This is a genomic window from Streptomyces sp. NPDC045026 (genome assembly GCF_056432625.1).
The window spans coordinates 368082-381685 of record NZ_JBWKIS010000002.1 but is presented as its reverse complement, the minus strand read 5'-3'; the positions used below and the strand labels follow the sequence as shown (position 1 = coordinate 381685).

Below are 13604 nucleotides of genomic sequence, written 5' to 3'. Positions count from 1 at the left end.
TTGCGTGCGCAGGTCGATCCAGTGCACGCGCATCACAGTCGCCACACGCGACGAACCACATCGCAGGGGGTTGTATGAGATCCACCCGTGCCGCGGCCCGCGCCGGGCTCAGCCTGGCAGCGACACTGCCACTGCTCGCCGGCGCGCTCGCCATCGCAGCACCCGTCGCCCAGGCCGACCCGAACCCGGGCGCCCGCGACGCACTGACCGGTACCAAGCCGCTGTGGGCCACGGCCAAGGCCGACCAGGGTGCCGCGTCGAACAGCTCCACCGTGCACGCCCGCGTCTACCTCGCGGGGCGCGACGCGGCGGGCCTCGCGGCGTACGCGAAAGCCGTGTCCGACCCGCAGTCGGCGTCGTACGGCAAGCACCTCAGCGCCAAGCAGGCCCAGGCCCGCTTCGGCGCGACCAAGGCGCAGATAGCCGAGGTCACGAAGTGGCTCGAGTCCTCGGGCCTCACCGTGACCGACGTCAGCAAGCACTACATCTCCGTCTCGGGCGAGGTCGCCGCCGCCGAGAAGGCGTTCGGCGCCCAGCTGCACAACTACGCCAAGGGCAAGCACACCTACCGCGCGCCCACGGCCGCCGCCACGGTGCCCACGTCCCTGAACGGCGCGGTCCTCACCGTGACCGGCCTGGACAACGCGCCGCACAAGGCGGACCACGACGAGACGCTGCCGCCGCCGGACGCCGTGTTCCACAACGCCGGCCCCTTCTCGTCGTACTTCGGCTCGAAGACGGCGAGCACCCTGCCGTCCGCGTACGGCCAGAAGGCCCCGTACGCCGTGAAGGGCTACACCGGCAAGCAGCTGCGTGCCGCCTACGGCGCCGGCAAGAAGACCGGCAAGGGGGTCCGCGTCGCCATCACCGACGCGTACGCCTCGCCGACCATCGCGAAGGACGCGGCCACCTACGCCAAGCGCAACGGTGACGCGGCCTACCGCAGCGGCCAGTTGAAGCAGGTCCTGCCCGCGGACTACACCAAGACCGAGGAGTGCGGGGCTTCCGGCTGGTACGGCGAGGAGACCCTCGACGTCGAAGCCGTGCACGCCGTGGCTCCCGCGGCCGACATCACCTACGTCGGCGCCGCGTCCTGCTACGACGACGCGCTGCTCGACTCGCTCGGCAAGATCGTCGACGGTCACCTCGCCGACATCGTGTCGAACTCGTGGGGCGACATCGAGGCCAACCAGACCCCCGACCTCGCCGCCGCGTACGACCAGATCTTCCAGTTCGGCGCGATCGAGGGCATCGGCTTCTACTTCTCGTCCGGCGACAACGGCGACGAGGTGGCGCACACCGGCACGAAGCAGGTCGACGTGCCCGCCAACTCGGCGTGGGTGACGTCCGTCGGCGGTACGTCGCTGGCCGTGGGCAAGGGCGACAAGTACCAGTTCGAGACCGGCTGGGGCACGCTCAAGGCGGACCTCGCGGCGGACGGCAAGAGCTGGAAGGCCTTCCCCGGGGCGTACACCTCGGGCGCGGGCGGCGGCACCAGCAAGACGGTGAAGCAGCCGTTCTACCAGAGCGGTGTCGTGCCGAACTCGCTGGCGCGCGCCAACGGCGGCTCGCAGAAGATGCGTACGGTGCCGGACATCTCCGCGGTGGCCGACCCGAACACCGGCTTCCTCGTCGGCCAGTCGCAGACGTTCCCCGACGGCTCGCTCAAGTACGACGAGTACCGCATCGGCGGCACGTCGCTCGCGGCGCCCGTCATCGCGGGTGTGCAGGCACTGGTCCAGGAGGCCCGCGGCGGGCACGCGCTCGGCTTCGCCAACCCGGCGATCTACGACCGCTCCGGCTCGAAGATCTACCACGACGTGACGGACAAGCCGACCGGCCGTGACCTCGCGGTGGTCCGCGTCGACTACGCGAACGGGTTCGACGCGGCCGACGGCCTGCTGACCTCCCTGCGCAGCCTCGGCAAGGACAGCTCGCTCAAGGCGGTCCGCGGCTACGACGACGTGACGGGTGTCGGCTCGCCGGCGCCGGGCTACGTGACGTCCTTCGGCCGTCGCTGACCCACGAAAGAGCGGCGCCCGCCCCGGACATCACCGGGACGGGCGCCGCCCTCAATTCCCGTACAGGCATTACTGCTTGACGACTCTCAGGTCGTCGCACCAGCCGCTGCCCTTGCCGGTGCGGGTGTAGCAGTAGAGCGTCGCCGAGGTGTTGGTGGCGCCCGTGGTGAAGGTGATGCTGCCCGTACGCCACCCGAAGGCAGTGAACGCAGGGATCCGGGTCTCGGCACCCCCGAAGTTCTTCACCCCCACGGCGAGCTGGGTGTCGTCCGCGTCGACGCGCCCCCAGCCGGAGAGCGTGTACGTCGTGTTCGGCGCGACGGTGATCTTCTGCTCGGCCGTGCTCGGGGTCCCCGAGACGCGCAGGCCGGCGTCGCCCCCGTGCGGATTCGCGGTGTCGGCCGCAACGGTCCCCGAGGGCACCCAGGGTGAGACGCCCGTCTCGAAGCCGGGATTGGCAACCAGGTCGGTCCCGCCCGAACAGGCGGTGTCATCAAAGGCCGAGCCCTGGTGGGCGCCGATGTCGGGACGACAGGCGACGGGCGCGGGCGAGCCGAAGTAGTCCTTGCCGCCGGAGCCGGTGGTGACCTGCCCGGCGCCGCGCGCGGGAGAACCGGCCTTCAGCTTGTACCCCGCGGGATCGGCGGAGCCCGGGTCGGCGAGCAGCGGGTCGGCGGTCACCTTGCCGGGGTCGGCGGGCTCGGATGCCGGATGGTTGCCGTACATGACGTTGTTGCGCCAGGTGTGCTCGGCGGGCTTGCCGCCGTAGCCGCCGGTGCCGAGGTTGTAGAAGATGTTGTTGCTCCACAGGGTGGTGGACGCGCCACCGCTGCTCTCCACGACGGACGTGGTGGAACCGGCCCCCATGTAGAAGGTGTTGTCGAGGATCTGGGCGGCCGCGTCGCCGACGGCGTACAGGATGCGCGAGCCGTCGTCGACGGAGAGGTTGTAGCGCGCGACCGTCCCGGCCGTGTCGGCGCCGCTGCCGCAGGCCCCGCACAGCAGCAGGAAGCCGCCCTCGTTGTCGTGGCTGTAGTTGTACTGGAAGACGGCGCCGCGGGTGCCGAAGTCGGCGTCGAAGGCCATGCCGTCGTTCATGCCCGCCTTACGGCGCACATGGTGGACCTCGTTGTACTGGAAGACGGTCCCGTCGCTGTTGATGGTCCACAGGCCCGCGTTGTTGCCCGCCGAACGCATCCAGATGTCGTACGCCTCGTTGTGCTCGGCCAGCGCGTCACGGGTCACGCGGACGACCATGCCGTCGCCGCCGATGTCGTGGATCTTGTTGCCACGGAAGACGACGCGCGTACTCGCCGTCCGCGCGGGACCACTGGTGCAGCCGTAGACGGCGCGGCAGGCCCAGCTGGACTGGGTGGTCAGGCCCTCGCGGTCGACCTTGTAGATCTCGCTGTTCTGGACGAGTACGTCATCGAAGCGGGTCGGCGTCACCGTGCCCGAGACGCGGAACTGGATGCCGTTGCTGCTCTTGGTGTCGCCGCCGTTGACGTCGTGGACGTAGACGTCGTCGAGGACGTAGTGGGTGCCGGTGCCGTGGTCGGCGAGTTCGACGAGGATGCCGTTGCGCTCGGCGTCCGTGGCGCCCTTGTTGGTGACCTCAAGTCCCTTGATCTCCCACTGCTCGACATTGAGCAGATGGACTGCGGCGTAGACGGTGCCACCGCCCTCGATCACGGGGCGCGCGCCGCCGGAGCCGTAGGGGGCGACCCTGACGGGGGCGGCGGCGGAGCCCGATCCGGTGGGCTTGAGCTGACCGGGGCAGGTGGCTCCGCGCTTGAAGTAGAGCCGGTCGCCGGGCCCGTAGGTGACGGCGTTGGCAGCGGCGAGGCTGTTGTAGGGCGCGGCGAGGCTGCCGTCACCGTTCGCGGCGGCGGAACAGTCCACGTAGTAGGGGGTGCTCGCGGACTGCGAGGGGTGGGACGGATGGCCGGGGTGCGCGGGGCCGGCGGCCTGGGCGCCGGGCGGGGACACAAGGGCGGAGGCGGCCAGCGCGAGACCGGCCGCGAGCGTGGTGCAGGCTCTTCGGAGCCTGGATGTAACCGGTGCCATTCTTGCTCCTGGGGATAGGAGAGGCGTTCGGCAAGTACCGTGTCCAGGACGGCAGTTGACGTCAAGAGTTCGACAGGAAACGGTTACATCAACAACCTTCCGCCCCCTCAGGCGAGCCGCCCGAGCTCCCCCCTGACAAGCCGCCCGAGAAGCTCCTCGCCTCGCGAGTACCGCTCGGCCTCCTCCACCGCGTACAACCCCAGGCGACGCACCTCGCTGCCTTGCGCGCCCGCCACGTGCGGGGTGACGAGGACGTTGGGCAGGGCGAGCAACGGGTGCTCCGGGGGCAGCGGTTCGGGGTCGGTGACATCGAGGAACGCGTCAAGTCGCCCGGCGGCACACTCCCGAGTCAGCGCCTCGGTGTCGACGAGCGAACCCCGAGCGGTGTTCACGACGACACCCCCGTCCGGCACGAGCTTCAGCATCTCCTCCCCCAACAACCCGCGAGTCTCGGGCAGTTGGGGCGCGTGCACGCTGACGACGGAACTGCGCCGGCACAGCTCGGGCAGCTCGACGAGTTCGGCGCCGAGCGCGGCGGCATCGGCCTCGGTGACGTACGGATCGGTGAGCAGGATCCGGTACCCCGCGTCCGAGGCGCGCAGCCCGGCGATGACGCGCCGGCCGATGCGGGAGGCGCCGATGATCCCGACGACTCGGCCGTCGGCGCCCGCGCGCTCGGTGAAGCCGGGCCAGCCGCCGGAGTAGCGGGCGGCGACGGGCAGCACCTTCTTCGCGGCGAAGGTGATCGCGGCGAGCGTGAAGGCGACGACGGGGCCCGCGTTGGCGTCGGCGGCGGAGGAAACGGTGACGCCGGGCCGGTCCCACAGGGCGTCCGAGACGACGGGTTTGACCGACCCGGCGGCGTGCACGACGGCGCGGAGCCGGGGCGCGTGGGCCAGGACGTCCTCGGTGAGCCGCGGGCAGCCCCAGCCGGTGATCAGCACCTCGACGCCGGAGAGGACCGCGCGGGACTCGGGGGTGCCGAGCGGTCCGGTCAGCGGAACAGGTGCGAGGTCGGCGCACCGCCCGAGCCGTTGCCGCAGGTCGGTCGGGATGACCCGGTCGAGCACCTCGGCGTCCATGGCCAGTGCCGCGATCGGTCGGTGTGCTGCCACGCGCTACCACCCTCCAGCTGCAGATCTATAGAAACCGGTTACCTCAAGACGTCAGGAGGCTAGGTCCAACTCTGAAGGATGGTCAATAGATCGCTGGAACAAGGGGGTTGACCCGGCGTAGTAACCGTTTTAGATTCCCGCTCACCTTGTTCCAACAACGGAGGGGTTTCCGTGCCCACGGTGGCGAAGGACAGGCCCGAGACCGAGGCGGTGAAGCCCCCCGGCACTGAGGGCATCGGGTCAAACACACACAAATCCAGGCAGGACAGCTTCCGGAAACGGTTTCGGAGCAGCCGCACGTTCCTGCTGCTCATGGTCCCGGGCCTGGCCTACTTCCTGGTGTTCCACTACGGCGCCTTCGTCGGCAACGTCGTGGCGTTCAAGGAGTACGTCCCGTTCGACGGCCTCTGGGCGAGCCCCTGGGTGGGCTTCGAGAACTTCACCAGGATGTTCGGCGACGCGGACTTCTGGCACGCGACGTGGAACACCTTCTACATAGCAATCCTGCAGTTGACCTTCTTCTTTCCCGTCCCCCTGTCGATCGCCCTGCTCCTCCACAGCCTGACGTCGGACTTCCTGCGCCGCTTCGTGCAGTCGGTGGTCTATCTGCCGCACTTCCTGTCCTGGGTGATCGTGGTCGCGCTGTTCCAGCAAGTCCTGTCCGACACAGGCCTGTTGAACTCGTTCCTGGGCGACTCTGGGATCCATACGGTCGACATCATCGGCAACCCGGACGCGTACCGCCCCCTCGTCGTCGCCGAGGTGGTCTGGAAGGACGCCGGCTGGGGCACGATCATCTTCCTCGCGGCGCTGATGCAGGTCGACGAGCAGCAGTACGAAGCGGCGGCGATCGACGGCGCGGGCCCCTGGCGCCGCTTCTGGCACATCACGCTGCCGTCCATCCGCCCGATCATCGTGCTGCTCCTGATCATGCGGCTCGGCGACATCCTGTCCGTCGGCTTCGAACAGATGCTGCTCCAGCGCCAGTCGGTGGGCCCGGAGGTGGGCGAGGTCCTGGACACGTTCGTGTTCTGGCAGGGAATCGTCGGCGGGGACACCGGATACGCCGCAGCGGCGGGACTGTTCAAGGGCCTGGTGGGCGCGGTCCTCGTCTTCACGGCCAACCGGGTGGCGCACAAGCTGGGCGAACAGGGGATCTACAAGTGACCACGACGACAAGAAACCCCACGCGCCCGGCCTGGAAGGAGAAGCCCAGGCCGGCCACCCAGACGGCCAAAGCGGTCGCGATAGCCGTCGTCCTGGCCCTGGTCCTGATCCCGTTCCTGGTGATCATCTCCACGTCACTCGCCTCGAACAAAGAGGTGGTGGACAACGGCGGCTGGGTCCTGTGGCCCACGGACCCGACCCTGAGGGCGTACCGGAACATCCTCAGCGGCGGCATAGTCACCAAGGCCCTGGGCGTAAGCATCGGCGTCACACTCACCGGCACCCTGGTGTCCCTGGCCTGCACATCGTTCCTGGCCTACGCCCTGAGCCGCCCAGGGGTACTCGGCGGCAAACCGGTCCTCCTCGTCATCCTCTTCACCTTCCTCTTCCCCCCGGGCATGATCCCGGCGTTCCTCCTGGTCAAGGGCCTCGGCCTGCAGGACATGTACGCGGCCCTGATAGCCCCCGTCCTGATCAACGTCTTCAATCTGGTGGTCCTGCGAGGCTTCTTCCAGGGGATACCGGAGGAGCTGTACGAGGCGGCCCGCCTGGACGGCGCGGGCGACTGGACGGTGTTCTGGCGGATCGTGCTCCCGCTGTCCAAGGCGGCCCTCGCCGTGGTGGGCCTGTTCTACGCGGTGAGCTACTGGAACGCCTGGTTCAACGCCTCGATCTACCTGGAATCCGACCACTGGCCGCTCTCGCAGGTCCTGCGCACCTACGTGATCGGCGGCGCGCAGATCTCCGACACGGGCCTCAGTGAGGCCGGCATGGTCTCGGCCCCGCAGACGACGCAGATGGCGGTCCTGGTGATCGCCACCGTCCCGATCCTCCTCGTCTACCCGTTCCTCCAGAAGTACTTCACCAAGGGCGTGCTCACCGGCGCCGTCAAGAGCTAGCCAGCCCACCTTCCCCGAAGGGTCCACTCACGTGTCCGGTTCCTCGATGTCGCGCCGCACCCTGCTGCGTTCCATAGCCGTCGGCGGCGCCGCCCTGGCCGCCCCGTCCTTCCTCACCGCCTGTTCCACCGACTCGGGTGGCGGCGGTTCGGTCTCCAACGCGGGCAAGAAGGCGGCCGCGTGGCCGACGTTCACCCCCGCCACCGGCGCGAAGCCGGACCTGGCGGCCACCGCGGAGGGCGTCCAGGCGGGCTACATCACGTACCCCGGCAAACTGGTCAAGGCCGTCGCTGAGAAGCCCGGCACGGGCAAGGAGAAGATCAAGGTCCTCTCCATCACCTACGGCACACCCCCGAAGCCGGCGGCGCAGAACAAGCTGTGGGCGGCGATGAACAAGGCCCTCGGCGTCGAGGTCGAGTTCACGGTCGTCCCGGACGCGGACTTCCGCACGAAGATGGCGACGCTGTTCGCGGGCGACGACCTGCCGGACATCATCAACATCGGCGGTGGCTACGTCCTGCCGCGCGAGGCGCAGTTCGTGAAGTCCCGCTGCGCGGACCTCACCGAGTACCTGTCGGGCGACGCAGTGAAGGACTACCCGAACCTGGCGGGCATCCCGACGTACGCCTGGCAGGGCATGGGCCGGATCTCGGGCCGGATCTTCGGCGTCCCCGTGGAGCGCCCGAAGCCGCAGGACACGATGTACTTCAACGGCCAGGCGTTCACGAAGGCGGGCTACGAGCCGGGCATGTCGGCAGAGGACTTCGCGACCATGGCCAAGGAAGCGACAACCACCAGAACATGGGCTCTGGGAGCGTCCTCAACCGCGTACTTCGGCTACAAGACGCACGCCACCTGGCACGGGGCACCGAACCAGTGGCGCATCAAGGACAACAAGGCGACGTTCTTCGCGAGCACGGACGAGTTCAAGACCACGCTCGAATTCATGTCGAACCTGCGCAAGGCCGGCGCGTACTACCCGGAAGCGACATCCGTCTCGCAGGTGGACCTGAAGACGCAGTTCTGGAACGGCACGGCCCTCTCCATGACGGACGGCTTCCTCTCCTACCCCGGCTCGGCACAAGGCATCAAGAACGCCTTCGACCTGGACGCGCTGGTCCCCTACACCCCCAAAGACACGACACCCGGCTACCAACAATCTCAAGGCATCTTCGGCTACACGGTGATCAAGAAGGCATCGAAGGACCGGGTGAAGCTGATGCTGCGGATCCTCGACTACCTGGCCTCGCCGTTCGGGACCGAGGAGTACGAGCTGGTGCACTTCGGCCTAGAGGGAACGCACTTCAAGCGGGACAAGGACAACAACCCGATAGCGACACCGCTCGGCCTCGTCGAGTCGAAGGTGAACCTGCCGTTCGTCTACCTGAGCGACGCCCCGCAGGTCCTGTACGCGCCGGGCTACGCAGACATCGTCGAACGCCTCCACGCCTGGCAGCAGAAGGTGATCCCGATGATGGTGCCGAACGACCGCTGGGGCCTGCAGTCGGACACGTACAACAAGCAGGGCGCGACCCTCGACCAGATCATCAGCGACGGCGTGGCGGCCACGGTCACCGGCCGCCAGAGCGTCTCCGACTGGGACAAGGTCTACAAGAAGTGGCTGAACCAGGGCGGGCAGCAGGCGCTGGAGGAATTCGCCAAGGAGTACGAGGCGGCGCACTGAACGCACGGCATCGTCCATGATGGTCCGGGGCGGCATCGCCCGCCCCGGACGGGCAAGTTGAGGAGAGACAACAGTGGGTGAGCGGGTCACCATCCGTGATGTGGCCGCGCGCGCGGGCGTCTCGGTCGCGACTGTTTCGCGGGTCCTGGCGGGCAACTACCCGACATCGGCGGCCTCGCGCGCCAAGGTCCAAAGAGCGGTGAAGGACCTGGACTACGTGGTCAACGCGCACGCCCGGGCCCTCGCCGGCGCCGGCCGCAAGACGATCGCGGTCCTGATGTTCGACGTGGTCAGCTCGTTCTACGCGGCCGTGGCGCAGGGCGTGGAGATGGAAGCGGCCCAGCACAACAGACTCACCCTGGTCTGCTCGACGGGCGGCGACCCGGCCCGCGAACTGGCACTGGTCCAGATGATGCGCGAACAGGCGGCAGAGGCCGTGGTCCTGGTCGGCGGGGTCATCGAGGACGACGAGTACCGCGAGCGGATGGCGCACTACGCCCAGGCGCTCGCGGCGGCCGGCTCGCGCCTGGTCCTGTGCGGCAGACCGGCACCGGCACCCGACGTCCCCGCACTCGTGGTCGAGTACGACAATGGAGCCGGCGCACACGCGATAACAAGCCACCTCCTGGGCGCCGGTCACCGAAAGATCGCGATGATCGGCTACCAGCCGGGCAACACGACGGGCGAGGCCCGAGTGACGGGCTACCTCAGAGCGCTCAACGACCACGGGGTCCCCCGTTCGGATGCGATCCTGCACGGCATCGGCTTCGGCCAGCACCACGGTTACGAGGCGATGCGGGACCTGCTCGACAAGTGCAACGGCAAGCCGGACTTCACGGCGGTCTTCGCGGGCGACGACCGCGTGGCGGCAGCGGCGATCCGCGCACTGGCGGAGGCGAACCTACGGGTCCCCGAGGACATCTCTGTGGTCGGCTACAACGACGACCCAGTGGCGGCAGACATCACACCCGGCCTCACCACGGTCCACATCCCGGCCGCGGAACTGGGCCGCACGGCCGTAAGACTGGCCCTGACAGGCACGACCCGCCCAGGCCAACAACGCCACCTCCTGGGCACGCACATAGTGATCAGAGACAGCGTCCGCCCGCACCGCACCTGACCCGAGAAGCGAAGAACCCACCGGGCGGACAGCCGCGCACGAGGCAAGAACCGCCGGCAGGCAGCCCCACCGGGCGGTCGGCCGCGTACGAAACGGGAGGGGCCGTGGGGGCATGTGCGCGCGGAGCCACCAGCACCACGTACAGGCAATTCGGCTAAGCAGCGATGCCCCATAGAACAGCGAGCACGTACATGCCCCCACGGCCCCGCACCCAAAAACGCACCTGAGCAACCCACACCGAGCCCGCACCCGACAACACACCCGAGCCCACCAAACCCCACAGACCAGGACGACATCGCGTCAGACAGACGATAAACTGGCCCCGTGCCTCAACTACGTCTCGCCCTGAATCAGATCGACTCGACCGTCGGAGATCTCGCCGGGAACGCCGAGGCGATCATCCGCTGGACCAAGCACGCCGCCGAACAGGGAGCGCACCTGGTCGCGTTCCCCGAGATGGTCCTGACCGGCTACCCGGTGGAGGACCTCGCCCTGCGCGAGTCCTTCGTCGAGGCATCCCGCCGGGAACTGACCACCCTGGCCGAGCGCCTCGCCGCCGAGGGCCACGGCGACCTCCCCGTGCTCGTCGGCTATCTGGACCGCTCGGAGAAGGCGCAGCCGAAGTACGGCCAGCCCGCCGGCGCCCCGCGGAACGCCGCCGCCGTCCTCCACAACGGCCGCGTAGCCCTGACGTTCGCCAAGCACCACCTCCCGAACTACGGCGTCTTCGACGAGTTCCGCTACTTCGTGCCGGGCGACACGATGCCCGTGATCCGCGTACGCGGAATCGACGTGGCGCTCGCCATCTGCGAGGACCTCTGGCAGGACGGCGGCCGCGTCCCGGCCACGCGCTGCGCCGGCGCCGGCCTCCTGATCTCGATCAACGCGTCGCCGTACGAGCAGAACAAGGACGACACGCGCCTGGACCTGGTGCGCAAGCGCGCCCAGGAGGCGGGCTGCACGCTGGCGTACGTCGCCACGATCGGCGGCCAGGACGAGCTCGTCTTCGACGGCGACTCGATCGTGGTGGACGCGGCGGGCGAAGTGGTGGCCAGGGCGCCCCAGTTCGCCGAGGGCTGCGTGGTCCTGGACCTGGACCTCCCCGCAGCCCGGCCGGAGGCTCCGTCGGGCACGGTCGACGACGGCCTGCGCATCGACCACGTGACGCTCTCCGAGGAGCACGTCCCGGCGTACGAGCCGGAGCTGACCGGCGGCTACGCGGACCGCCTGGACGACGACGAGGAGGTCTACTCGGCGCTCGTCGTGGGCCTGCGCGCATACGCCGCGAAGAACGGTTTCCGCTCGGTGCTGATCGGCCTGTCGGGCGGCATCGACTCGGCGCTGACGGCGGCGATCGCATGCGACGCGCTCGGCGCGCAGAACGTGTACGGCATCGCGATGCCGTCGAAATACTCCTCGGACCACTCCAAGGGCGACGCAGCGGAGCTGGCCCGCCGGACGGGCCTCAACTTCCGTACGGTCCCGATCGAGCCGATGTTCGACGCGTACATGGGATCTCTGGGCCTGACGGGCCTCGCGGAGGAGAACCTCCAGTCGAGGCTGCGCGGCACGATGCTGATGGCGGTCTCCAACCAGGAGGGCCACATCGTGCTCGCGCCGGGCAACAAGTCCGAGCTGGCGGTGGGGTATTCGACGCTTTACGGCGACTCGGTCGGCGCGTACGGCCCGATCAAGGACGTGTACAAGACGACGGTCTTCCGGCTGGCCGAGTGGCGCAACCGGGCGGCGGCGGAGCGCGGCCACACTCCCCCGATCCCGGAGAACTCGATCACGAAGCCGCCGAGCGCGGAGCTGCGCCCGGACCAGGTGGACACGGACTCGCTGCCGGACTACCCGGTGCTGGACGCGATCCTGGCGATGTACGTGGACCGGGACAGGGGCGCGGACGCGATCGTGGCGGCCGGGTTCGACGCGGACCTGGTGACGAAGACGCTGCGGATGGTGGACACGGCGGAGTACAAGCGCCGCCAGTACCCGCCGGGCACGAAGATCTCGGCGAAGGGCTTCGGCAAGGACCGCCGCCTGCCGATCACGAACAGGTGGCGGGAGTCGGCGCAGTAGTCACCGCGCCTATCCCCAGCCTCAAAGCCCGGCCCCAGGAGCCCACCCGTCACGGCAAGTCACCGACGACGAGTGGGCTCCCCCGCGTCCGGAGCCGGAACGGCATCGGGCAGATGCGAGGCGACGAGGAGCCCATGCCCCGTCGTGGTGGAAGCGGCAACGGCAAGGCCCCGGGACCGACGCACGTCGACCCCGTAGGCAACCCCGGCCACCCCGATCCCGAGAACGGCGAGCCCGGCCCCGGCGACCGCAGGGGACGTGAGCCCGAACCCGGCGGCGAGGGCGAGCCCGCCGATCCAGGCGCCACCGGCGTTGGCGAGGTTGAAGGCGGCCTGGTTGGCGGAGGAGGCGAGGGAGGGCGCGGCGGAGGCCTTCTCCATGACCATGAGCTGGAGCGGGGACCCGGTGGTGAAGGCGGCCATACCGAGCAGCACGACGGCGACCCCGGCACTCCACTCGGCCCGCATCAGCACAGGGAACAGCGCCAGCACCACAACAAGCGAGACGAGCCCGCCGAACAGGGTCCCGCGCAGCGACCGATCGGCAAGCCGCCCGCCGAGCAGATTCCCGGCGGTGGCGCCGACGCCGAACAGGGCGAGGAGCAGCGTGACGCTCGCCTCGGCGAATCCGGCGGTGCCGGTGAGCATCGGCGTGACATAGCTGTACGCGGCGAAGAGGGCGCCGAACCCGGCGACGGTGGTGCCGAGGGAGAGCCACACGGGCAGGGAGCCGAGCGCCTTGAGCTCGCCGCGCAGCCCGCCGGTCTCGCCATGGCCGTGGTCGGCGGGGACGAGGAGCAGGAGTGCGGTTATGGCGGCGAGCCCGATGGCGCTGACGGCGAGGAACGTGGCGCGCCAGCCGAGCTGCTGGCCCATGAGCGTGGCGATGGGGACGCCGATGACGTTGGCGACGGTCAGCCCGAGGAACATCAGGGAGACCGAGCGGGCCTTGCGCTCGGGCGCGACGAGCGAGGTGGCGACGACGGCGCCGACGCCGAAGAAGGCGCCGTGCGGGAGCCCGCTGACGAAGCGCGCGGCCATCAGGAGGTGGTAGTCGGGCGCGGCGGCGGAGATGGCGTTGCCGGCGACGAAGAGCACCATGAGCCCGACGAGGACGCGGCGGCGCGGCATGCGCGCGGTGAGGGCGGCGAGGAGCGGGGCGCCGATGACCACGCCGAGGGCGTACGCGGAGACGAGGTGGCCGGCGGAGGGGATGGAGATGTGCAGATCGTCCGCGACGTTGGGCAGGAGGCCCATCATCACGAACTCAGTGGTGCCGATGCCGAAGGCGCCCACGGCGAGGGCGAGCAGGGCCAGGGGCATGAAAAAGGGGACCTTCCACGGGAGGACGGGCGGGAGACGCGGGAATCCGAATCCGTAGGTTCGGGGATCCGAATCCGTAAGTTTACGTGCGGAACAAACTCTCCCGTGCCAAGTATTCCGTGAGGTG

Annotated in this window: 9 protein-coding genes; 6 read left to right on the top strand and 3 right to left on the bottom strand. The window is 69.2% G+C overall.

The window, feature by feature from the left end; translation table 11 throughout:
* The first annotated feature begins 74 nt into the window (after positions 1-74).
* On the top strand, positions 75-2021 hold the full coding sequence (locus tag AC07EJ_RS05555; protein WP_389475811.1) for a S53 family peptidase: 1947 nt from the start codon (positions 75-77) through the stop codon (positions 2019-2021).
* Positions 2022-2090: 69 nt separating this feature from the next.
* Here the strand turns inward: AC07EJ_RS05555 and AC07EJ_RS05550 are convergent, their stop codons facing one another.
* Both AC07EJ_RS05550 and AC07EJ_RS05545 read right to left on the bottom strand, forming a co-directional pair.
* On the bottom strand, positions 2091-4088 hold the full coding sequence (locus AC07EJ_RS05550) for a carbohydrate binding domain-containing protein (RefSeq protein ID WP_478883838.1): 1998 nt from the start codon (positions 4086-4088) through the stop codon (positions 2091-2093).
* Positions 4089-4195: 107 nt separating this feature from the next.
* Positions 4196-5170, bottom strand: a complete 975-nt coding sequence (locus AC07EJ_RS05545; protein ID WP_389476331.1) for a hydroxyacid dehydrogenase — start codon at positions 5168-5170, stop codon at positions 4196-4198.
* 345 nt (positions 5171-5515) lie between these two features.
* On the opposite strand from AC07EJ_RS05545, the gene AC07EJ_RS05540 reads away from it, so the two are divergent.
* The 5 genes from AC07EJ_RS05540 (at position 5516) to AC07EJ_RS05520 (ending at position 12155) form a co-directional block, all read left to right on the top strand.
* On the top strand, positions 5516-6370 hold the full coding sequence (locus AC07EJ_RS05540; protein ID WP_389475815.1) for an ABC transporter permease: 855 nt from the start codon (positions 5516-5518) through the stop codon (positions 6368-6370).
* Positions 6367-7269 (top strand): carbohydrate ABC transporter permease, encoded by a 903-nt coding sequence (locus tag AC07EJ_RS05535; RefSeq protein WP_389475817.1) that lies wholly within the window; start codon positions 6367-6369, stop codon positions 7267-7269. The genes AC07EJ_RS05540 and AC07EJ_RS05535 overlap by 4 nt, the downstream gene beginning before the upstream one ends.
* Before the next feature lie 46 nt (positions 7270-7315).
* On the top strand, positions 7316-8953 hold the full coding sequence (locus AC07EJ_RS05530) for a type 2 periplasmic-binding domain-containing protein (protein WP_478883837.1): 1638 nt from the start codon (positions 7316-7318) through the stop codon (positions 8951-8953).
* A 73-nt stretch (positions 8954-9026) separates the two neighbouring features.
* Positions 9027-10073 (top strand): LacI family DNA-binding transcriptional regulator, encoded by a 1047-nt coding sequence (locus AC07EJ_RS05525; RefSeq protein ID WP_389475821.1) that lies wholly within the window; start codon positions 9027-9029, stop codon positions 10071-10073.
* A gap of 324 nt (positions 10074-10397) precedes the next feature.
* A complete protein-coding gene (locus AC07EJ_RS05520) occupies positions 10398-12155 on the top strand; it encodes an NAD+ synthase (protein WP_389475823.1) in 1758 nt (585 codons plus the stop codon).
* 59 nt (positions 12156-12214) lie between these two features.
* Here the strand turns inward: AC07EJ_RS05520 and AC07EJ_RS05515 are convergent, their stop codons facing one another.
* Entirely contained in the window at positions 12215-13477 is a 1263-nt protein-coding gene (locus AC07EJ_RS05515; RefSeq protein WP_389475825.1) for an MFS transporter, read from the bottom strand.
* Positions 13478-13604: the final 127 nt, after the last annotated feature.